Here is a 22,779-nt window from a genome sequence, read left to right on the forward strand (position 1 = left end):
AATTTAATGCATAAAGGATGATTATTTAATTAAAATATTAAAAATTATAGGCTAAATTAAAAACTCGTGATACAATATAATTTATCAAGCGGGTGTAGTTCAGTGGTAAAATGCAAGCTTCCCAAGCTTGGGTCGCGGGTCCGATTCCCGTCACCCGCTTTGATGTTTAAAATATGTATCAATTAATAAGAATAGTAGCTGATAACTAAATTTAAAGCGACTCTATGATGATGTGAGATAGGGAGTTTAGCCAGTGAATCGCACTTATTAATCTAACAATGTTAATATTTAAGCGGATAGATAATATCAACTAGAGTGGTACCGCGGGAAAAATCTCGTCTCTTACAATGTTTATTGTAAGGGGCTTTTTTTATTTTAAATTATTTGGAGGAACTTTTTATGGATTACAGAGCACAAGTAACCAATTCAATTATGAACGCACTAAATGATGAATTATCATCAGCAGTTATTTATGAAAAATTAGAGCGCCCTAAAGATCTTAGTATGGGAGATTTGGCTTTTCCAACTTTTGTTTTAGCCAAATCTATGCATATGGCTCCTAATAAAATTGCCGAAGATTTAGTTAACAAAATTGATGCTACTAACTATGAAAAAGTTGAAGTTAAGGGAGCATATATTAATTTCTTCTTAAACAAGCCTAACTTTGGTCGTGATGTTTTAACAACAATCATTGCTGAAGGGGCTGCTTATGGTCAAAATGATAATGGTAAAGGTGGTAATGTACCGATTGATATGTCATCACCTAACATTGCCAAACCTATGTCAATGGGTCATTTACGTTCAACTGTAATTGGTAATTCCATTGCAAAAATTTTAACTAAGAATGGTTACAACCCAATTAAAGACAATCACCTTGGAGATTGGGGTACTCAATTTGGCAAGCTAATTGTTGGTTACAAAAAATGGGGTAGCGAAGAAGAAGTACGTGAAAACCCAATTGATAATTTAGTTAAATACTATGTTCGATTCCATAAAGAAGATCAAGAAAATCCTGAACTTGATGATGAAGCTCGTGATTGGTTTAGAAAACTAGAAGATGGTGATGAAGAAGCCACTTATCTTTGGAAGTGGTTTAGAGAAGAATCACTTAAAGAATTCAACAGTGTATATAAAAAGTTGGGAGTAGGATTTGATACTTACAATGGTGAAGCCTTTTATAACGATAAGATGGATAAGGGAATCAATATCTTAAAGGAAAAAGACTTACTTCATGAATCACAGGGAGCTAGTGTGGTTGACCTTGAAAAATATGGTTTAAATCCAGCTCTAATTTTGAAGAGTGATGGCGCAACTTTATATATTACTCGAGACATCGCAACGGCTTTATATCGTGATAAAACTTATAATCCAGCTCTTAATTTATATGTAGTTGGTTCAGAACAAACTTATTATTTTGAACAATTAAAAGCCGTTTTGAAGGAAATGGGAGTTAAATCAGCCGAAAACTTACACCATATTCCATTTGGATTGATTACAGTTAATGGTAAAAAATTGTCTACCCGATCAGGTCGAATTATTTTACTTGATGAAGTATTGGATGCAGCAATTGAATTAGCTGGCAAACAAATTAATGAGAAAAATCCTGATTTAGCAAACAAAGATGAGATTGCTCGTCAAGTTGGGGTTGGAGCTATTATTTTTGGTGACTTAAAAAATGAACGTACCAATAATATTGACTTTGTTCTTGAAGATCAACTTCGATTTGAAGGTGAAACTGGACCATATGTTCAATATTCACACGCACGTGCAGAAAGTATTTTAAGAAAAGCTAATAATACTAACTACAATAATTCTGATATGTTAATTAATGATGCTAATGCTTGGGAAACTTTACGAATTTTACATGATTTCCCTAAAGTTATTCAAAGCGCATGTAAAGATTTTGAACCATCTGAAATTGCTAAATACTCAATTCGTTTAGCCAAAGCATTTAATAAATATTATGCACATTCTAAAATTTTAGTTGAAGATCAAGAATTACCAGCTAGATTAGCCTTAGTTAAATCAGTTTCTATTGTATTAAAAGAAGCTTTAAGTCTATTAGGTGTTGAAGCTCCTGATGAAATGTAATAAAAAGACTTCCATTGGTGGAAGTCTTTTTATTTTAGATATTTATTTAAATTATCTAATAATTTTTGACGTTTGGTCATTGATTTATGCTCTGGGTTAAAATTGTGCCAAGAAAATTTATGCAATCCTAATTTATTAAATGTACCGCGCTTAAGGACCTTGCTAATTGGATTTCCAAAAATTAGTTTATAAAGCATTGTTGGCGTTCCAGAAACGGTAAAAATAAAAATTTGAGGATTGTTAGGTAACATGTGGGGGGAAGAATCTACTCGGTGATTTTTACTAAACACCTTATCTAAAAATCCCTTAGTCATAGCGGGCATAACTTCCCACCAAATTGGGAAAATAAAAATAATTCGATCGGCTGAGGCTAAACGACGATAATAATCTTCAGTAATCTCACTAATCGGTAGTTTTTTCCGCCAATTTTCCAGGTCTGCTTTATGCATAACGGGATCAAAATTATCTTGATGTAAATCGATAATATCGACTGAGTCCCGATTTTGATTGGCTATATCTATTATTCTTTGGGCAACGGCAGCACAGTAGCTTCTAAAATGTGGTTCGTTACGGCTAGCCTTAATAGTATATGGATGATCGAATACAATAACTGTTTTCATAAAATACCCTCTATTAAAAATTTATTCCATGGAATATAATATATAGTATGAGAATTTGTACAGTTTGTCAATATATATTCGGAGGAATATAAAATGAAAGAAATTTATGTAGAGCTTCAAAATGAATTACTTAGGTATAAAAATCGGGAAATTGATGATTATACAATCAATTGGTATTTAAAAAATAGTTCGGAACAATTAAAGAATATTATTAAAAAACTAACGTTGAATGACTTGGATATGCTTGACCTAATTCACAATAATCCAGGAACTAGATTAAGTGATTATGCTGATTTTACAAGTATTCGGCAAGGAACAATATCAAAAATTATTAATAAATTGGCCAAAAATAATTTAGTAGATAAATACCATCAACCGGATAATAAAAAAACTACCTATGTTAAGCTATTACCGACAGGTCAACACTTATATGAACTGCATCAGAAATATCATGAAGAAATCAATAAAAACATTAATAGTAAAATGTCTCAATTCAGTGAACATGATCTGTTAATCGTAAAACAATTTTTACAAGCAATTAATTCTATCGATTAATTATTTATTAAATAACACTTAAGGGATTTAAAAACTCTTTGATAAATAATTTTAGATGATATGGGTATGATACAATTACTTTTGATTATTAAAAGGAGACCCAATATGAAAAAGTATCTAAATGAGAAATATAAATCATTTAAAAAGTGGTTTAATCCTCAATTTGCAATCTTTAAAAAATATTTCCGTTTTTATTGGGGAAAATTTCATCTTACTAAATGGTTAATAATTGCAATTCTTGGATTAATTTTAATTTTAAGTACAGTTTTAACTTATCAAGCTAAAACCGCAGACGTAAAGAATTTAGAATCATCTTTATCTCAGACAACTAAAATATATGATGTCAGTGATAAAAATGCTGGTGAACTGTATGCCCAAAAGGGAACTTATGTAAAATTAAATCAGATCTCAAAAAATATTCCAAATGCAGTTTTATCTACAGAAGATCGTAATTTTTATCATGAATATGGCTTTTCAGTTAAAGGGTTAATGCGAGCCTTCTATTTACTGGTAAAAAATAAAATTTTACATCGCGATTATATCAGTGGTGGGGGTAGTACTTTAACTCAACAATTAGTTAAAAATGCCTATTTATCACAAGAACAAACTTTTAGCCGAAAATTAAAAGAATTATTTTTATCAATTCAAGTAGAAAATGACTATTCTAAAGATTCTATATTGAACATGTATTTAAATAATGCTTATTTTGGCAATGGAGTCTGGGGAGTTCAAGATGCTTCAGAAAAATATTTTGGAACGAATGCGAGTGAATTATCGGTTCCTAATGCAGCTGTATTAGCCGGAATGTTAACTTCTCCAGGGACCTATAACCCAATCGATCATCCTACAGAGGCTAAAGAACGTCGTAATATGGTATTACAACTAATGGTTGAAAATAAAAAAATTACCCAAGCTCAAGCTGATTATTATAAATCACAAGAGATAGTGTTAGCTGATAATTATGTGGCTAAAGATGGTTACAATTATCCCTATTATTTTGATGCAGTTATAGATGAAGCAATTAACAAGTATGGGTTAACTGAATCTGAAATTATGAATAAAGGTTATAAAATTTATACTAATTTAAATCAAGCCCAACAATCCGCAATGCAAAATAATTTTGATAATGATAGCTTATTCCCAGCTAATGCTAGTGATGGTACTAAAGTTCAAGCGGCCTCAATAGCAGTTAATCCAAGTAATGGTGGAGTAGCTGCCGTTGTTGGAGGACGTGGAGAACATGTATTTAGAGGCTATAACCGAGCCACTCAAATGAAACGCCAACCAGGATCTACAATTAAGCCTATTGCTGTTTATGCACCGGCACTTGAATCGGGGTACAATATTACCTCTAAACTCTCTGATGAGAAACGGTCTTATGGAAAAAATAAATATACTCCTAAAAACTACAATAATGTTTATCAAGGAGAAGTACCAATGTATGAGGCCTTAGCTCAAAGTATGAATGCACCCGCAGTTTGGTTGTTAAATCAAATTGGAGTTAATAAGGGATATCAGTCGGTTAAGAATTTTGGACTACCAGTAACTGAAGATGATAATAACTTAGCGTTAGCATTGGGAGGAATTTCGACTGGCTTTTCACCTCAACAAATGGCCGGAGCTTACACAGCTTTTGCTAATGAAGGGGTGAAGACCGATCCGCACTATATTCGTAAGATTGTGGATTCTAATGGTAACACGGTAGTTGATACGGATGATACTGACTCAGATAAGAGTCGTATTATTTCCAAAGATGTGGCTGATAAGATGACTAGTATGATGCTAGGAGTATTTGATAATGGTACGGGAACAAGTGCTAAGCCGTATAACTATTCAATTGCCGGAAAAACCGGAAGTACTGAAGCTGATAGTACTAGTTCTGGACAAGCCACTAAAGATAAATGGATTATAGGTTATACTCCCGATTTAGTAGTAGCAACTTGGGAAGGCTTTGATAGCTCAGATAGCACGCACTATTTAGAAAATCTTAGTGGAGTATCGGTTGGACCATTATTTAGAAATGAAATGCAAACAATGCTTCCATATACTAGTAATACTCAATTTAAGGTAAAAGATGCCCAAACCATTAGCAAAACTAAAACCAAAACTTCTTTCTGGGATGATTTACAAAATAAGGCGAGTGAATATACAGATGACCTCTCTGAAGGAACTAGCAGTATCAAACAAAAAGCTGAGCAGGTTATTGATAAAGCAAAAAGTTTATTTGGACAATAAGCCATAAAAGTATGGTAATATTGTAAAAGAACTAAATCTAAACATGAGGTGACAATAATGGCAGACAAATTAATGGACACAGCAAATGAATTGCAAAAGGAATTAATTAAGACTTCTGTATTTGAAGACTTACAATCAGCCTATAATGATATGAAAGCCGATCGTAAATCTTTTGATCTATTTAGAGATTTTCAAGAATTACAATTTGGTATTCAAAAAAAACAAATGCAAGGAATTGAACCGGCAGAAGATGAATTAAAAAATGCCCAAGATTTAGCAAGTCAAATGAATCAATCAAATACAATTCAAGCATTAATGAAAGCTGAACAATCTTTAAACGAAGTATTAGGTAAAGTTAACCAAGTGGTAACTAAACCAATTTCTGATTTATATTCAAACTAGTTCTTAACTAAAAAGCCGAGTTAGTATATTATGATACTAGCTCGGTTTTTTTATTGTATAAAAATACCCACTATGTTAACGAAAAGAGATTAAAAATGAAGTTTATTCATGCAGCAGACATCCATTTAGGAAGTCCGTTCTTAGGCTTAAAAAGTAATGAATTACCCAATGAAATTTGGCAATTAATTAAATCATCAACGCAAAAGGCGTTTGAAAAGTTAATTAATACAGCTATTCATGAAAAAGTTGATTTTATTTTATTCGCAGGTGATACGTTGGATAGTATCAATCAAGATACTCAGGTTAGGATTTTCTTGTATGAACAATTGTTAAAATTAAATCAACAAAATATCCCGGTATATATGATTTTAGGAAATCATGATTACGGGAAAACTGATTTAGAAAACCATTATCCTAATAATGTTCATTTATTTAATAATGATGTCCAAGAGCTCTCACTAAATTTGAATGATGGTACTAAAGTTAAATTGGTTGGATTTAGTTTTTTAAATAGATGGACTCACGAACGAATTATCATGGACTATCCTTCAAAACAAGGGAATGCCGATTGGTATATTGGTTTATTACATGGTAGTTTGGAAGGAATTAATACGAATGAAGAAAAATATGCTCCATTTTCAATTACTGAGCTGACTAGTAAAAATTATGATTACTGGGCACTAGGGCATATTCATAAACGCCAATCATTAAATTCTAACCATACGATTAACTACTCAGGTAATCTTCAAGGTAGACATATCAATGAATCTGGCGAAAAAGGCTTTTTGTTAGTTGAGTCAAATCAAAGTAATCAGCTAGTTCCTAAATTTATTGAAGCAAGTACTGTTAATTGGAGTACTTTGGAAATTAATCATAAATTTAAAAATCTAAATCGTTATATTGATGATATTTTAGTTCAAATCGAACAACTGGAGTTAAATAAATTAACCTTAATAAGATTAAATGTAACTGAAAAATTTAATCCTGAATTGGCTAAAATGATAGAAAATGATGAATTAATTAGTCGTTTACATTTAGCCATGCAAAATGATTGGAATAGATTACATGCTTGGATAATTGATATTAAATTTATACCTTCTGATCAGCTTACGCTTAATAAGATTGACCAAGAATTTTATAGTGAGGCCCAGCAACAAATTATCACCGATGAAAGTATCCTAGAATTGGGATTTACTTTTAATCAATATCCATTTATTAAGGAAGAACTAAGCAAATCTGAAAATTTGGAAGATATTAAGCAAATAGCTGATTTAAAGATGCAAGAAAATTTGTTAGAACAGGAGAATGGAACAATTGATAATTAAATCCATTAATATTTACGGGTATGGTAAATGGAGCGATCAAAAATTTGAGTTTAATTCATCAATGCAAGTAATTTATGGCCCCAATGAAGCAGGTAAAAGTACGATTTTGGATTTTATAAAATCAATGATTTTTGGTTTCCAAACTAAGGTTCAAGCTACTCATGGACAATATATTCCTAAAAATGGTAGTCCTTATGGTGGAGAAATTGTTTTTGAAGAGTCAGGGAAACTTTATAAACTAATTCGGACCAAAGGAACTAGGGGAGGGAAAATTCAGTTTTTTGATGAAACTACAGGAGAAAGTTTAACTAAAGCTGATTTTTTAAAGATGATCGACCCGATTGATCGAAAAATTTATGATCGAATTTTTTATTTTGGTGAATATGAATTAAATACACTATATAAGTTATCTAGTGAGGAATTACAAAATAAAATTCATCAAATTGGCTTGACCTCTTCTAGTCAATGGATTGAATTGAGTAAAAAATTTAATAAGGAAATTGAAAATCTATATGCTCCTAAAGGTACTACTAGAATTATTAATAAACAATTAAATCGTTATCAAACGCAAAAATTGGAACTTGATAAATTTAATAATAACTATTCAGAGTACCAACAAATCAAAACTAATTATGATGAAAATAAAGTTAAAGTTAGTGATTTAAATGATCAGATTAATAATCAAAATAAATTATTAGTAGAGTATAAGAATTATCAACACTTATTACCCGTAGTTCAACGATTTAATGAATTAAAGTCCTTAAATGATGATAATATCCAAACAGGATTTTCTATCGAGGATAAACAATCCTTAGATGCTTTAGTACAGAATAGGAATTTAAATGAGCATGAGCTAACGGGATTAACTGACCAAATTACTAAATTAAAAGAATTTGATAAAAACCCTGATATCGAATTTTATCGAGCAAATCAAAATCAAATTAGAGAATTGATGAGTGATTTAGATGCTCAGCTAGCTAATCGTGCTAAACTTGAGAAACTCAATAATGAAATAGCGGAATCTAAGAATAAAATTAGCCAGCTTAAAAATTCTTTTATAAAAGAAAATCATAAGCAAGTTCCAGTTAAATTAACTGAAACCGATATTGCAAGTTTTAAAGAAATTATTTCGCAGACTGATTCGGCAGAAAATTTAAATAACAATTTTTCAAAATATTTATCTGTTGAAAACTATGTATTCTTACCGATTGTGGCGTTAATTCCACTTGGTTTAGCTATTTTCTTTAAACCTTATATAATGAATTTAGTAATCACCTCTGCAACATTAATAATTTTATACTTAGCTTTAATTGGCATAGTCATGGTTAAGAATCCGAACAAGCAACGAGTTAGACAATTCAAAAAAAATAATGCTAGATTAAAATTGATAGCTCAACATGGGAATTTAACAAATTATCCTCAAAACGAGTGGTTACTAGTACAAGAAAAGCTAAAACAATTAGATGATTTGAATGAAAAGTTGCTTAGAAATCAACAGCAAGTATCAAAGTTACGCGATCAATTGAAAAATTATACTGCTAAGTGGTCATTCTTTAGCTCATATTTGAAGGTTAGTGTAAATAATATGAATCAGTTAACCGACATTGTAAATCAACTAATCCTCAGAAATGATCGTAATCAGCGTAATGAAGTTGAAATTAGTGAATTAAAGCTAAAGATTAATACTAAAAAAAGCGCAATTCAAACAATAAATCAACAAATTAAAGAGTTTTTAAACGATAGAAAACAATTTTCGGTTGATGAATTTTTAAAAGAATATGTTAACCAGCAAGCTATAGAATCAAGATTAAATGAAAAAAATATCTTAAAGCAGCAGCTTAAAGGACAAGATGTCGATGCTATTCAGGCAACTGATTGGAATTATAAAATTGATGTAACCCAAAGCCGATTATCTGAATTGCAGAAGTTACTTAGTGATTTAAATCAGCAACAGGCAGAAGCGAGCTTAAAAATCACTGAATTAACTAATAGCGGAAAAAGTCTTGAACTTAGACAAACTCTTGAAAATTTAAAAACTGAAATTATGCAAAATATTAAACAATTATTAGCATTACAACTAAATGTTAAATTAATTAATTGCTTTTTAGATTTAGCTAGTCAGAATCGCTTTCCTAAAATATCAAAATTAGCGGAACGCTATTTTAGAATTTTAACCAATCAAAAATATCAATACGTTAAATTTGAAGATAAAATTAGGGTTTATAATAACAACGACGAACAATTTCTAATTAATGAACTATCAAGAGGAACTTTAGAACAATTATATCTAGCTTTAATTTTGGCGCTAGCTGTAGAATTTAGTAAAATATATCAATTTCCGATTATTATCGATGATGGCTTGGTTAATTTTGATATCCAAAGAAAATCATCCGCTTTAGAGTTGATTAATGATATTTCAAAAACTAATCAAATTATATATGTGACTGCTAATAATAAAATTTTAGGATCTGATATTAAATCAATTATTGATTTAAGTAATCAAAACAAAAAATCCGTTACTGATTAATCAGTAACGGATTTTTTATAAGTTTATTGGTTATTTGAAGTAGTTGCAGTTGTGTCTGATGAGCTTGATGATAAGTAATCTGAAAGAACATTCTTAAGGTCGTTATCTTCGATAGTAACGTCACCTTTTTTAAGAACTTTAGTTACAACAGATTTTAAGTAAGTGCTATCGCTCATTTTAGAATCAACAATTTGGTCTTTTAATTCATCTTTGTGGTCTTCCCATTTACCTTTGTCAGGATGGTTTACCATTTGAATTACTTCATAACCATATTGAGTTTTAACTGGTTTCTTAGTATATTCGCCATTCTTTAATTCAAAAGCGGCTTTTCTAAAGTTAGAATCTAAAGTAGTGTTAGTATTGTCAAAGGCATCAATACGGCCACCTTTGTTTTTGGTTGCAGTATCAGTTGAGTATTTTTTAGCAAGACTTGAGAAACTGTCACCATCATTTAATTTATCAATAACAGTTTGAGCAGTTGATTCCTTAGCTACTAAAATTTGGTTAACAGTAACTTTAGGTTGGTATGATTTAAATTGTTTCTTTAAATCAGCATCTGAGAACTTAGTATTTGCTTTAACAGCTTGTTTTAATAATAAGTTAGAACGAATGTCTTTTTTAAGACTTGATTCAGTCATTCCATTTTGTTGAAGAACAGTTTTAAATGATGAACCATATTGTTTCTTGTAAGTATTCAATTCGTTGTTAACGTCAGATGATTTTACTTTATCACCGAATTGCTTTTCTAATACTTTATTTAAAATCATTTGTTGTAAAACTTGTTTACCATTTGAGGTCTTTTTCATGCTGCTATAGTATTCGCTTTGAGTAACTTTACCGCCGTTAGTTGTAGCAACAGTTTTACTACCACAGGCCACTAAAGTTAAACTCATGAATACGCCGGCTAAACCAACTAGCCATTTTTTCATAAAATAACACATCCTATTCTTAAATTTTAGACACAGTTTGTCATGAGTAAATAATAACATAAACCATATCATTTTCAGAATTGAATTAATAACTTAAGTAAATATTTGATTTCTTAAGTAAAAATTCATAAACTAATTAAATTTTTTTATTCAAATCTTCAATATATTTATTGATCTCTTCGATTCTAGGTTCAATCATAAAAGTGAATTCGTCAATATCTCGCTTCAATTCATTGCTAACTTTATTGATAGCTGGTAATTGTTGCTTAAAATTAGCGAGGGAATTAGTAAAATTTTCTTTTGCATCTTTTACTGAGTAAACTTGCTCTTTTTTTACTAAGAATTCATTTTTTAAATTATTGAAAAACTCTTGTGGAGTTTCTTTTTTGGAATATAGATATACAGCTAGGCCTGCTGATGATAGGCCAACTAGTTTCAAGAATGATTTCATTTTATTCACCAAAACTTTCTTGAATTGATTTTTGGATTTCACTTAAATCGGTTGGTAAGTATTTTCCTGAATTATCTTTAAAAGTAATTTTAAATGAATCGTTATCAGTATAGCGTGGAATTAAGTGGAAGTGAGAATGGAAAACAGATTGGTAAGCTACTTCGCCGTTATTACTTAAAATGTGCATTCCTTTGATGTTAGGATTAGATGCTTGAATTGCACGAGCAATTTTAGGAATTCTAGCAAAAACTTCACTGGCTAGTTTTTCATCATACTCATAAATGTTTGAAACGTGTTTTTTGGGAACTACCAAAGTATGTCCCGGTGTAGTCTGAGATAAATCTAAAAAGGCTAGTACTAAATCATCTTCATAAACTTTGTAGCTAGGGACTTCATCATTAATAATTTTACAAAAAATGCAGTTATCCAAAATTTTTCCTTCTTTCTTGATTAGACATAAAAATAATATGTTAATTATAACATTAAAACGAGCTAATTTTAGCTAACTTTAGAGTTGTGTTATAATTGCAAAGTAAATTTATAACGAATGTGATGTGAAAAAAATGACTTTAAAAGTAACAGATTTAGTAGGAGGATATTCTCAAGTTCCAGTTTTAAAAAATGTGAATTTTGATATTAAGGATGGCGAACTAGTTGGCTTAATTGGTCTAAATGGTGCTGGTAAGTCAACAACCATTAATCACATAATCGGTCTCTTAAAACCTTTTTCAGGTTCAATTAAGATTAATGACCTAACCATCAATGAGGATGTTGACGGTTATAAAAAACAAATTGCATACATTCCTGAATCTCCAATTGTTTATAAAGAATTAACTTTAAAAGAACATATTGAAATGACAATTATGGCTTATAACCTAGATGTTGATTTAGCTTGGAATAAGGCTAATGAATTATTAAAAATGTTTAGATTAGAAAATAAGCTAGATTGGTTTCCAGATAATTTTTCTAAAGGAATGCGTCAAAAAGTTATGATCGTCTGTGCATTTATTACTGACGCTGATCTATATGTGATTGATGAACCATTTTTGGGACTCGATCCACTAGCCGTTGACGACTTACTTAACTTAATTGATAAAAAGAAGCGTGAAGGTAAAAGCATTTTAATGTCAACCCACGTTTTAGACACAGCTGAAAAATTCTGTGATCGTTTTGTTTTATTGCATGACGGCCATGTCCGAATGGAAGGAAATATCGATGAATTACGTAATGCCTTTCCAGATGCTGGTGAGTCTTTAAACGATATTTATTTATCCCTTGCAAAAGGTGGCGAATAAATTATGAGTACTTTTTTTAAACAACGTTTGGGAAATCACGCTAGGGAACTGTTTAGGTATTTAAGATACGTGTTTAATGATTATTTTATGTTAGCTCTAATCTTTTTTATTGGGGGAGCTGGATATTATTATTCTAATGCGTTGAAAACTCTTCAGCCTAACCATACTTGGCAGCCGTTGTTGATACTAATTGTTTTAGTATTTGGCATTCAGCTGGGTAGATTGGCTACACTAGTTAAACGACCGGACTATGTTTTTTTAATTCCTAGAGAAGGACAGATGCATTCCTATTTATCTAGAGCCTTTCAATACAGTGCTATTATGGCCTCGGGGATTCAATTAATCATTACGGTTATTTTGTTACCAATTATTGAACTTTCTTTAGGTTTTAACTCGCTTGAAATTATTAGTTTTTTAATCTTAATGGTTACCTTGAAAATTAGTTGGTTAGATTATGATTATATTAGTAGCTTTCAAGTACAAGATAAATGGTATCTAAGTAAAGTAATGATTAGGTGGATAATCCCCGTTATAGTATTGGGAATTTCAATTTATTTAAATGTATATATTGGCTTAGCGGTGTCGATAGTAGTGTGTGTATTATTGGCTTTTAAGAAAAATACAGCTAAGTATAATCCATTGAATTGGAGAAAGATAATTGATACCGAAGAAGCTCGGATGCATGGGATTTATCAGTTCTTCAATTTATTTACAGATGTACCAATGATCTCTGGATCCATTAAAAGAAGAAAATTTTTAGATTTAATTTTGAAGAAAATTAAACTTATTCCACAAAATACGTATTTGTATCTTTACTCTCATGGAATTATCCGTGATAATGAGATGAGTGGTTTATATCGTAGACTAACTATTATTGGCGGAATCTTATTGTTATTAGTAACCGGTAAGATTTTACCGATAATCTTATGTTTACTTTTCATCTATTTAATCGGTTTTCAATTAATTCCTTTTTATTTTCATTTTTATGATAATGTCTTTGTTCATATCTATCCAATTAATCAAAAAAATCAAATTAAAAGCTTTCAAACAGTTATCGGTTGGATGTTGGTAACTACTGCTATAATATTTGGAATCATAGTTGGAATAGCAAACTATAAAAATGTTAATACAATTCTGGGAGTGGTATTTGGTGAAGCAATTGAGTTATTTATCTTCTTAAAAATATACTTACCTCGAAGAATTAAAAAAAGCGAATTTAATAGATAATTAAAGTAAAAGGATGAATCAAATGATTCATCCTTTAATATTTATAAATATAGGAGTGCAATTATGCGAATTAGAAAAAAACCTTGGGCAGATCAATTTATTAGTGACAACGAAAAATATGTTACCGATGAACCTAAAAAATATTTAGGAAAATGGCAAGAACGATTTGAAAAACAACAACCATTATATGTGGAAGTAGGAACGGGAAAAGGCCAATTTATTATTGAAATGGCTAAACGTAATCCACATATTAATTTTATTGGTGTAGAAATTCAACGTTCAGTAATTGCTGTTGCATTAAAGAAACTATTAAACGATCCACTACCTAATCTTCAATTAGTTATCACCGATGGTGGTGACATTAACGAAATTTTTTATCCTAAAGAAGTTGCTAAGCTATTTTTAAACTTTTCAGATCCATGGCCTAAAAAACGTCATGCTAAACGTAGATTAACTTCACCAAGATTTTTGGATACTTATAAAGAAGTCTTATCAGATGACGGAAACATTGAATTTAAAACTGATAATCGGGGACTATTTGAATATTCATTAACCAGTTTAAATAATTATGGAATGAAATTTGAATACGTTTCGCTAGATTTGCATAAATCTCCTGAAAATGAAGAAAATGTAGAAACTGAGTATGAACAAAAATTTAGCAAAAAAGGTCCTATTTATAAATTAATTGCTAGATTTAATGAGGCTTCTTAACGGAATATTTAACAACTTTTTGATCCATCATGTCACTAACGAATTCGATGGTAGATTGTTGACCGTGATCGTTTAGTATTAATCCACCTTTGCAGAGCATGGTATCGTCGGTAACAATTGGAGATTCTTCAATCCAACTACCAACTATTGAGACGTTATTATCACTAAATTGCTTTTTGGCGTTATTTAGGATTTGGTTATATAAAATTTTTTGTTTGTGTTTATTATTTTGGTGAATAATTTGAGAAGTTACTAAGCCCAGAGCAATACCCCAAATAAGCTTATGTTTTTTCATGTTATTACCTCCTAAATGATAGATATATTTTATATTATAAAACTTTTTCAATAAAAATGATTTAATAACTATATGAGTTATAATATATATAAACAAGAATAATAAAATAAAGAGAGGGATACTATTATGCAAACTTTATCTAAAGAAACAACTATGGAACAACTTACTCAGGAAATTAGTAGCGGTAAAACCATGTTATTTTTCACTGCCGGATGGTGTCCAGACTGTCGTTTTATTAAACCATTCATGCCAGAAATCGAAGAAGAATTTAAGGACTATAAATTTATCGAAGTAGATCGTGATGATAATATGGATTTAGCAATCGAATTTAATATCTTCGGAATACCAAGCTTTATTGCTTTTGAAAATGGTAAGGAAATTGGAAGATATGTTAATAAAGATCGAAAAACTAAAGCACAAGTTGAAGATTTTATAAACAACTTATAATTTTAATTATTAATTTTGGAAGGATTTTTAGTCAATGCTAATTGCAAGTTATAACCCTAAAAGTACAAAAGATACATTAATTTTAGTAATGAATCCTGATGTTGAAACTCAAGCAGTGGAAACTAAAGGCGACATTGTTAGAATTTTTGATGAAGACACTAATCAAACACTCGGATACAATATTTTTAATATTAGTAAAATTATTCCTGAAATTACTAGTGAAAATGGACAAGTCAATCTCTCAGAAGAGGAAGTTTCTAAGTTAAATGACCAATTAACTAAAAATGGATTTAGTGCAGATATTGTTGCTGATAATGATCCCAAATTTGTTGTGGGTTATGTAAAATCCATTGAGGATCATCCTGACTCAGATCATCTTAAAATTACGCATACCCAAGTGGATGATGGTCAAGAATTACAAATCGTTAGTGGTTCACCAAATATGCAGGCTGACATTAAGGTAGTTGTTGCTAAGGTTGGTGCTATGATGCCGGATGGATTAATTATTTGGCCTGGTAAATTACGCGGTGTAAAAAGTGATGGAATGATTGTTTCGGGTAGAGAATTAAAACTTAAAAACGCTCCTCAAGTACCAGGAGCATTGATATTACCAAATGATTTTCAAGAAATTGGACAATCATTTGATTTCGATAAAGCACAAAATTTATTCAATTAAAAATTTAGGGTGACAATATGAAAAATTATGATGGGCCAGCGTATTTTAGACTACATGGCAAGAAGAGGCCAAAATCACATAATAATAAAAATGAGGCTGCTAAAAAAGATTATTCTCATAAATCAGAAAATGCTGCACTTCAACCAATTAGCAAAATAGCTAATTCTTTTGCTAATCGTGTAAAAAAATTTGAGCCTAAAGAGCACCCTAAAAAACCAAAAGAATATAGTGACAATTTTTTTGTGCGCCAAAGTGTTAGTCGAACAAGTTTTTACGCTAAATTAATTAAAAAATTAAAAGTAAACACGGATGACTTAATCCTTATAAGTTATGAAGATGATAATGATGATATTTCAAAAATTGAAGAAGATGAGATTGTTGATCCAGTAGGTGAGTTAGAAGAAGCAAATTATATTAAAAATGATTTGCCAACCGAGGTATTTATACCACAAGCTACTAATCACATTAATAAATCAGAAGAAAATAAGGTAGATTTAGACGATCAAGACACCTATTTAAAAGATCATAAAGATTCTGCTGAAGATGTTATCGAAACCATTGAAGATACTTCAATTGAATCAAGCATTAGTGAAAATAAATTGGTGGAAGAGGTTAAAACTGACGATTCTGATTTTAAGGAACCAGAATTGGTTAATCCTAGAAATGATGAAATTTTCAATAAAAAGGCTCAGTATAAATTTCCGCCAATCAGTTTATTGAGCGAACCTAATCAAGAGGATGACGATTCCTTAGATAATTGGATTGAACATCAGATTGATGTTTTAAATCAAACTTTGGAAGCCTTCCATATTGATGCTGAAGTGGTTGATTTTACTAATGGTCCCACGGTTACTCAATTTCAAATTAAACTGGCTTTAGGAGTAAAGGTTAATCGAATCACTAACTTAACCGATGATTTAAAATTAGCATTAGCTGCTAAAGACATCAGAATCGAAGCACCAATTCCTGGTAAAAGTACGGTAGGGATTGAAATTCCTAATCCTAATCCGCGCCCGGTTAATTTATCTGAAATTTTGAATTCTAAGAACTTTATAGATAATGCTTCACCATTATCAACAGCTGTGGGAGTAGATATTTCAGGTAATCCAAGAGTTACTGATATCAGAAAGATGCCCCATGGATTAATTGCAGGAGCAACTGGTTCTGGTAAGAGTGTCTTCATTAACAGTCTCCTAGTTTCATTGCTTTACAAAGCTACTCCTGCAGAATTAAAATTAATTTTAATTGATCCTAAAGCAGTAGAATTAGCACCGTATGATGAAATTCCTCATCTGTTATCTCCAGTAATTTCTGATCCTAATGAAGCTGCCGCTGCCTTAAAATGGTTAACCGTAGAAATGGATCAGCGCTATGAAAAGCTTTCGGCAGCAGGAGTTAGAAATATTGAGCAATTTAATAAATTAGCAGAAGAAAAACAAGAGTATGGTCTAAAGATGCCATATATTTTAGTGATTATTGATGAGTTAGCCGATTTAATGATGGTCGCTTCTAGTGAAGTTCAGGACTACATAGTTAGGATAACTCAAAAAGCACGAGCAGCTGGAATTCACTTAATTGTTGCAACTCAAAGACCTAGTGTTGATATCGTAACCGGTACAATTAAAAATAATATTCCTACTAGAATTGCCTTTATGGTTTCAAGCCAGGTTGATTCTAGAACCATCTTGGATTCTTCGGGAGCTGAAAGATTGCTTGGTCGTGGAGATATGTTGTATCTTGGTAATGGAGATAGTCAACCAACAAGATTACAAGGTGCTTATGTAACTAATCAAGAATTAGAAAATGTTGTTAGTTTTGTAAAACAGCAAGGTAAACCTCATTACCAATTCACTCCAGATTCATTGAAGCAAAATATTATTCAAACCAAGAACACTGATGAATTGATGCCGGAGGTTTTGGATTTTATTTCAGAATTAGATAGTATCTCTACCTCAAAATTACAACGACATTTTTCAATTGGTTATAATCGCGCAGCAAACATAATTGATGACTTAGAAAATCATAACTATATTTCAAGTCAACATGGTTCAAAACCCCGTGAGGTTTATTACAGAGAAAAATCCGAAACTAACGATTAAAAATAAATAATAGTGAGGTAGTAAATTATGGATAGTGATAAAATTTATCATTTTGTTGGAATTAAAGGAACTGGTATGAGTGCCATGGCACTCATCCTAAATGATCGTGGAGACAAGGTTCAAGGATCAGATATTGAAAAATATTCTTTTACCCAAAAAGGACTTGAAGATGCCGGAATTACTATTTTGCCATTTAATGAGAGCAATATTAAAGAAGGCCAAATTGTCATTGCCGGAAATTCATTTAACGATGATCATCCCGAAATCAAAAAGGCTCGTGAAATGGGTCTAACTGTCTATAGATATCATGAATTTTTGGGAAAACTAATTCAAAATACAATTAGCATTGGAATTGCTGGAACACATGGTAAAACTAGTACTACTGGTTTGTTAGCACATGTCTTAAGCGGTGTTTCAGCAACTGATTATTTAATCGGTGATGGTACTGGAAAAGGTGTCCCAGATGCTAAATTCTTTGTTTATGAAGCTGATGAATACCGCCGTCATTTTGTAGCCACATCACCAGACTATGCAATTATGACCAATATTGATTTTGATCATCCTGATTACTATAAAGATGAAGCCGATGTAGTAAGTGCCTTCCAAACTTTTGCCAATCAAGTAAAAAAAGGTATTGTTGCTTGGGGTGACGATAAGAACTTAAGAAAATTAACATCTAGTGCTCCCATTTACTATTATGGATTGAATGAAACTGATGATTTTAGAGCTATCAATGTTCAAAGAACTACCAATGGATCTAAATTTAACGTTGTATATAAAGGAAAAGACTTGGGAGAATTTAGTATTCCTTTGTTTGGTGAACATAGTGTTTTAAATGCGCTCGCAGTCATTGCGGTGTCTTATTTTGAACATGTTGATATTGAAAAGATTAAATCAGAGTTATTAACCTTTAAGGGTGTTAAACGTCGTTTTTCTGAGAAAAAAGTCAAAGATATAACCATTATTGATGATTATGCTCATCATCCATCAGAAATTAAAGCAACGTTGGATGCGGCTAGACAAGAATATCCAGATAAAAAGATCGTTGCAGTATTTCAACCACACACTTTTAGTAGAACATTAGCTTTAATGGACGGATTTGTAAGCAGCTTGAGTCTGGCTGACAAAGTATTCTTAACTAATATCTATAGTTCACCACGTGAAAAATCTGGGAACGTATCAAGTGAAGATATCGTTAATAAGATTGGAAATAATAGTGAAATCATAACGGTTGATAATTTAACTTCATTACTAGATTTTAAAGATGCTGTTGTCATATTTATGGGTGCTGGGGATATTCAAAAATATGAAGATGCCTATATTGAACAATTGAATGCAAATCATTAATTTAGTTAAAAATATATTTATTTAGTTGATAATTTATATAATTGTTGTTAAGCTTCCATTAACTTTGATTTGTAAAAGGGGAAATTAAATTGAATAATTATTCCAATGATCGAAAAGTAGTTAATAATTCTTATGAATTAAACTCATTTTTGACAAAGATGTATAGTTGGATGTCACTAGCTGTTTTATTATCTGCAACTACTGCCTATCTATTAGGAAATGTATTTGCTAGTCAAACAATGGCTATTTTAGGAAGTAGTCGAGCAACTATGTGGATTTTATTGATTGCTTGGTTTATTTTACCAATGGTTATTTCATTTCAGGCGATGAAACGACCAACTCTTAGCTTAGTGATATTAGTAGTTTATGCAATTCTTACTGGTGCAATGTTTTCAACTATATTTTTAGCATATAGTGGAACTTCTATAGCTGCTGCATTTTTATCTAGTGCTACAATTTTTATCACAATGACACTTTTTGGTTTGTTTACCCATCGCAATTTAGACAAGTTTGGTGCCCAAGCATCAGCAGCTTTAATTGCTTTAATTATTGCCTCAATAATTAATATTTTCCTAAAAAGTAGTTTAATTTCATTTGTTTTTTCAATTATAGCGGTTATTATTTTTACTATCTTAACTGCATATGATACGCAAAAAATGAAAAATATTTATAATCAATATGGTAATCAGGTTTCTACTACTGGTTTAGCCATCTATGGAGCACTTCAACTATATTTAGATTTTGTAAACCTATTTTTACAATTATTATCAATTTTTGGAAATAGTGATCGTAGATAAATAAAAAGGTATCAGGAATATTCCTGATACCTTTTTATTTTTTAACCGAAAACATGTTAAAATTGATTTAGAAAATTAATTGTGAGGTCTTCTACGATGACGAAAAAATTATTATTAATAGATGGAAATAGTATCGCGTTTAGAGCGTTTTATGCTTTGTATAATGCCAATGGATTTACTAGTGATAGCGGATTGCATACAAGTGCAATTTATGGATTTAATCGTATGCTAGACAAAGTTCTAGCTGAAGAGGAACCAACAAAAGTATTAGTAGCTTTTGATGCAGGTAAAACAACTTTTAGAACGGCTATTTTTTCTGATTATAAAGGAGATCGACTTAGGACACCTCAAGAATTATTAGAGCAAATTCCATATATTAAGGAATTAGTAGAAGATCGTGGAATTGTATCCTATGAATTAGATAACTATGAAGCTGATGACATTATTGGAACGTTTGTTAAGCTAGCTGAGGATGCCGGAGATTATCAAACTACGGTAATTACCGGAGATCGTGATTTGACTCAGCTATCTTCAGATACAACGACTGTTAAAGTAACTAAAAAAGGAGTAACTGAACTAGATACATTCACTCCAGAATTTGTTAAAGAAAAATTAGGAATTTTACCTACTCAAATTGTTGATTTTAAAGGACTAAAAGGTGATACTTCTGACAATTATCCTGGAGTCACTAAAGTAGGAAATGTTACAGCCACTAAGTTAATTCAACAGTTTGGTAGTATTGAATCTATTTACGATAATATTGAGTCAGTTTCAGGTAAAAAATTAAAAGAGCATTTAATTGAAGACCGTGATAAAGCGTTCAATGCTAAAAAATTAGCAACGATTAATAGGAATTCACCAGTAGGAATCGGCCTTGATGATATCGATTTTAATAATGCAAAAACTGAAAAATTAATTAAACTATATAAAGAATTAGGCTTTAAATCATTTTTAAAAAATATGAATACTGCTGAAACAAAATCCGATTTTGAATTTAATAAAATTAACTATACCCAACTTACAGCTGATAATATTAATGAAATTAACAGCTTTGATGAACTAACTATTCAGATTGAATTAGATGATGAAAATTATCATCAAGCTGAAATGTTAGGATTTTCGATTGGCTTTAAAGATAAGTGGTTTGTTTCTAATGATGTTGATTTATTGAAACTTTCACCTATTAAATCTAAGCTTGAAGATATCACAGTAAAGAAAAATCTATTTGATGTTAAGAAAAATTACGTTTGTTTACATCGATTAGGTATTGAATTAAAGAATGTTGATTTTGATATGCTATTAGTTTCTTATTTACTCGACACTAATAATAATAGTAATGATGTGGGAACCATTTCTAAACTACATGGTTATGAAAATATTAGAACTGATGATGAAGTATACGGTAAAGGTGCCAAAAAAATTATCGATCCAAATAGTGAAGAATTTTTTGAACACTTAGTTCATAAAACTTATTCAATCGACTATTTACATGATAAAATGTTTACCAAATTAAATGATAACGACCAAGCAAAGCTTTATTGGGATATTGAATTACCAGTTGCTTTAGTGTTATCAAAAATGGAAATTAATGGGATTACAGTCAGTGAAACTACTTTATCTGAAATGGGAAGTAAATTACAGGAGCGACTAAGTGAAATTGAACAAACTATTTATCAAGAAGCTGGTGAAGAGTTTAATATTGGCTCACCTAAGCAATTAGGCGTAATTTTGTTTGATAAACTTAAGTTACCGGTTATTAAAAAAACTAAAACTGGTTATTCAACGGCAGTTGATGTTTTAGAAAAATTGGCTCCAGATGCTCAGATTGTCCAAAATGTTCTAGAATACCGACAAATTTCTAAATTATTATCAACTTATATTGATGGATTAATTAAAGTGATTAATCCTAATGATCATAAAATCCATACTAGATATTTACAGACTCTAACCCAAACTGGCCGCTTATCTTCAGTTGATCCTAATTTACAAAACATACCAATTAGATCCGAAGATGGTCGTAAAATTCGTAAGGCGTTTGTTCCTAGCGATAATAACTGGGTAATCTTTTCATCTGATTATTCGCAAATCGAATTAAGAGTTTTAGCGTCAATTACTGGCGATGAAAATTTACAAATGGCTTTTAAAAATGGAGAAGATATTCATGAAGCCACAGCAAGAAGAATTTTTGGACTAGCTAAAGATGAAGTAGTTAATGGTGATTATCGTCGCCAAGCTAAAGCAGTTAATTTTGGAATTGTTTACGGTATAAGTGATTACGGATTATCGCAAAATACTGGAATAAGTCGTAAGCAAGCTAAAACTTTTATTGACAAATATTTTGCAGAATATCCAGGTGTTAAGGAATATATGGATAACATTGTAAAACAAGCTAGAGAATATGGTTACGTAGAAACAATTGCTAATCGTCGTCGATATTTACCTGATATTAATAATCGTAACTTTAGCAAACGATCATTTGCAGAGCGTACGGCTATGAATACCCCTATACAAGGGAGCGCTGCTGATATTATTAAAATTGCAATGATTAAAGTACAAGAAGCTATCAAAGACTTAGACACTAAAATGTTATTACAGGTACATGATGAATTAATTTTTGAAGTTCCGGAATATGAGCTTGAGCAAATTAAGGAATTGATACCTAAGGTCATGGACTCTGCTGTTAAATTGGAAGTTCCCTTAAAGGTAGAAAGTAATTGGGGACACAGTTGGTATGATGCAAAATAATTAAT

The 22,779-nt window shown here is 30.9% G+C and carries 20 protein-coding genes and 1 tRNA gene; 16 read left to right on the forward strand and 5 right to left on the reverse strand.

What is annotated here, in order from left to right; genetic code table 11:
* The first annotated feature begins 88 nt into the window (after positions 1-88).
* A tRNA-Gly gene (locus LHL71_RS02340) sits at positions 89-159 on the forward strand.
* 240 nt (positions 160-399) lie between these two features.
* Entirely contained in the window at positions 400-2,091 is a 1,692-nt protein-coding gene (argS, locus tag LHL71_RS02345; RefSeq protein ID WP_227361419.1) for an arginine--tRNA ligase, read from the forward strand.
* A 29-nt stretch (positions 2,092-2,120) separates the two neighbouring features.
* Here the strand turns inward: argS and LHL71_RS02350 are convergent, their stop codons facing one another.
* Positions 2,121-2,711, reverse strand: coding sequence for an NAD(P)H-dependent oxidoreductase (locus LHL71_RS02350; RefSeq protein ID WP_227361420.1), 591 nt, complete (start codon positions 2,709-2,711; stop codon positions 2,121-2,123).
* Between the two features lie 93 nt (positions 2,712-2,804).
* On the opposite strand from LHL71_RS02350, the gene LHL71_RS02355 reads away from it, so the two are divergent.
* From LHL71_RS02355 to LHL71_RS02375, 5 genes are all read left to right on the forward strand, one after another.
* Complete coding sequence (locus tag LHL71_RS02355; protein ID WP_227361421.1) at positions 2,805-3,266, forward strand: MarR family transcriptional regulator; 462 nt, start codon at positions 2,805-2,807, stop codon at positions 3,264-3,266.
* Between the two features lie 105 nt (positions 3,267-3,371).
* Entirely contained in the window at positions 3,372-5,501 is a 2,130-nt protein-coding gene (locus LHL71_RS02360) for a PBP1A family penicillin-binding protein (protein ID WP_227361422.1), read from the forward strand.
* 57 nt (positions 5,502-5,558) lie between these two features.
* Positions 5,559-5,903: a YlbF family regulator gene (locus LHL71_RS02365; RefSeq protein ID WP_227361423.1), complete on the forward strand. Its 345-nt coding sequence runs from the start codon at positions 5,559-5,561 to the stop codon at positions 5,901-5,903.
* Between the two features lie 95 nt (positions 5,904-5,998).
* On the forward strand, positions 5,999-7,228 hold the full coding sequence (locus tag LHL71_RS02370) for a metallophosphoesterase family protein (RefSeq protein ID WP_227361424.1): 1,230 nt from the start codon (positions 5,999-6,001) through the stop codon (positions 7,226-7,228).
* The gene (locus tag LHL71_RS02375) at positions 7,218-9,755 is read left to right on the forward strand and encodes an AAA family ATPase (RefSeq protein WP_227361425.1); all 2,538 of its coding nucleotides are present in this window, start codon (positions 7,218-7,220) and stop codon (positions 9,753-9,755) included. Before LHL71_RS02370 ends, LHL71_RS02375 begins: the two co-directional genes overlap by 11 nt.
* A gap of 23 nt (positions 9,756-9,778) precedes the next feature.
* Here LHL71_RS02375 and LHL71_RS02380 read toward each other — a convergent pair whose 3' ends face one another.
* The 3 genes from LHL71_RS02380 to LHL71_RS02390 form a co-directional block, all read right to left on the reverse strand.
* Complete coding sequence (locus LHL71_RS02380; RefSeq protein WP_227361426.1) at positions 9,779-10,684, reverse strand: peptidylprolyl isomerase PrsA; 906 nt, start codon at positions 10,682-10,684, stop codon at positions 9,779-9,781.
* A 136-nt stretch (positions 10,685-10,820) separates the two neighbouring features.
* Positions 10,821-11,135 (reverse strand): hypothetical protein, encoded by a 315-nt coding sequence (locus tag LHL71_RS02385; RefSeq protein WP_227361427.1) that lies wholly within the window; start codon positions 11,133-11,135, stop codon positions 10,821-10,823.
* Position 11,136: 1 nt separating this feature from the next.
* Positions 11,137-11,568 carry an HIT family protein gene (locus LHL71_RS02390; RefSeq protein WP_227361600.1) on the reverse strand — a complete coding sequence of 144 codons (432 nt, stop codon included), beginning with the start codon at positions 11,566-11,568 and terminating at the stop codon, positions 11,137-11,139.
* A gap of 130 nt (positions 11,569-11,698) precedes the next feature.
* On the opposite strand from LHL71_RS02390, the gene LHL71_RS02395 reads away from it, so the two are divergent.
* The 3 genes from LHL71_RS02395 (at position 11,699) to trmB (ending at position 14,368) form a co-directional block, all read left to right on the forward strand.
* Positions 11,699-12,430 (forward strand): ABC transporter ATP-binding protein, encoded by a 732-nt coding sequence (locus LHL71_RS02395; protein WP_227361428.1) that lies wholly within the window; start codon positions 11,699-11,701, stop codon positions 12,428-12,430.
* Positions 12,431-12,433: 3 nt separating this feature from the next.
* Positions 12,434-13,657, forward strand: a complete 1,224-nt coding sequence (locus LHL71_RS02400) for an ABC transporter permease (protein ID WP_227361429.1) — start codon at positions 12,434-12,436, stop codon at positions 13,655-13,657.
* A 63-nt stretch (positions 13,658-13,720) separates the two neighbouring features.
* The gene (trmB, locus tag LHL71_RS02405) at positions 13,721-14,368 is read left to right on the forward strand and encodes a tRNA (guanosine(46)-N7)-methyltransferase TrmB (protein ID WP_227361430.1); all 648 of its coding nucleotides are present in this window, start codon (positions 13,721-13,723) and stop codon (positions 14,366-14,368) included.
* Here trmB and LHL71_RS02410 read toward each other — a convergent pair.
* Positions 14,352-14,663 (reverse strand): hypothetical protein, encoded by a 312-nt coding sequence (locus LHL71_RS02410; RefSeq protein WP_227361431.1) that lies wholly within the window; start codon positions 14,661-14,663, stop codon positions 14,352-14,354. The two genes, trmB and LHL71_RS02410, sit on opposite strands and share 17 nt — an antisense overlap.
* 126 nt (positions 14,664-14,789) lie before the next feature.
* On the opposite strand from LHL71_RS02410, the gene LHL71_RS02415 reads away from it, so the two are divergent.
* The 6 genes from LHL71_RS02415 to polA all read left to right on the forward strand — a co-directional run bounded on the left by LHL71_RS02415 (position 14,790) and on the right by polA (position 22,774).
* The gene (locus tag LHL71_RS02415) at positions 14,790-15,110 is read left to right on the forward strand and encodes a thioredoxin family protein (RefSeq protein WP_227361432.1); all 321 of its coding nucleotides are present in this window, start codon (positions 14,790-14,792) and stop codon (positions 15,108-15,110) included.
* Between the two features lie 34 nt (positions 15,111-15,144).
* Complete coding sequence (ytpR, locus tag LHL71_RS02420; protein ID WP_227361433.1) at positions 15,145-15,786, forward strand: YtpR family tRNA-binding protein; 642 nt, start codon at positions 15,145-15,147, stop codon at positions 15,784-15,786.
* Positions 15,787-15,803: 17 nt separating this feature from the next.
* Positions 15,804-17,885, forward strand: coding sequence for a DNA translocase FtsK (locus LHL71_RS02425; protein WP_227361434.1), 2,082 nt, complete (start codon positions 15,804-15,806; stop codon positions 17,883-17,885).
* 27 nt (positions 17,886-17,912) lie between these two features.
* Complete coding sequence (gene murC / locus LHL71_RS02430) at positions 17,913-19,232, forward strand: UDP-N-acetylmuramate--L-alanine ligase (RefSeq protein ID WP_227361435.1); 1,320 nt, start codon at positions 17,913-17,915, stop codon at positions 19,230-19,232.
* An 89-nt stretch (positions 19,233-19,321) separates the two neighbouring features.
* Positions 19,322-20,029, forward strand: a complete 708-nt coding sequence (locus LHL71_RS02435; RefSeq protein ID WP_227361436.1) for a Bax inhibitor-1/YccA family protein — start codon at positions 19,322-19,324, stop codon at positions 20,027-20,029.
* A gap of 96 nt (positions 20,030-20,125) precedes the next feature.
* Entirely contained in the window at positions 20,126-22,774 is a 2,649-nt protein-coding gene (gene polA / locus LHL71_RS02440) for a DNA polymerase I (protein ID WP_227361437.1), read from the forward strand.
* Positions 22,775-22,779 lie beyond the last annotated feature (5 nt).

This window comes from Lentilactobacillus laojiaonis (assembly GCF_020616595.1).
GTDB lineage: Bacteria > Bacillota > Bacilli > Lactobacillales > Lactobacillaceae > Lentilactobacillus > Lentilactobacillus laojiaonis.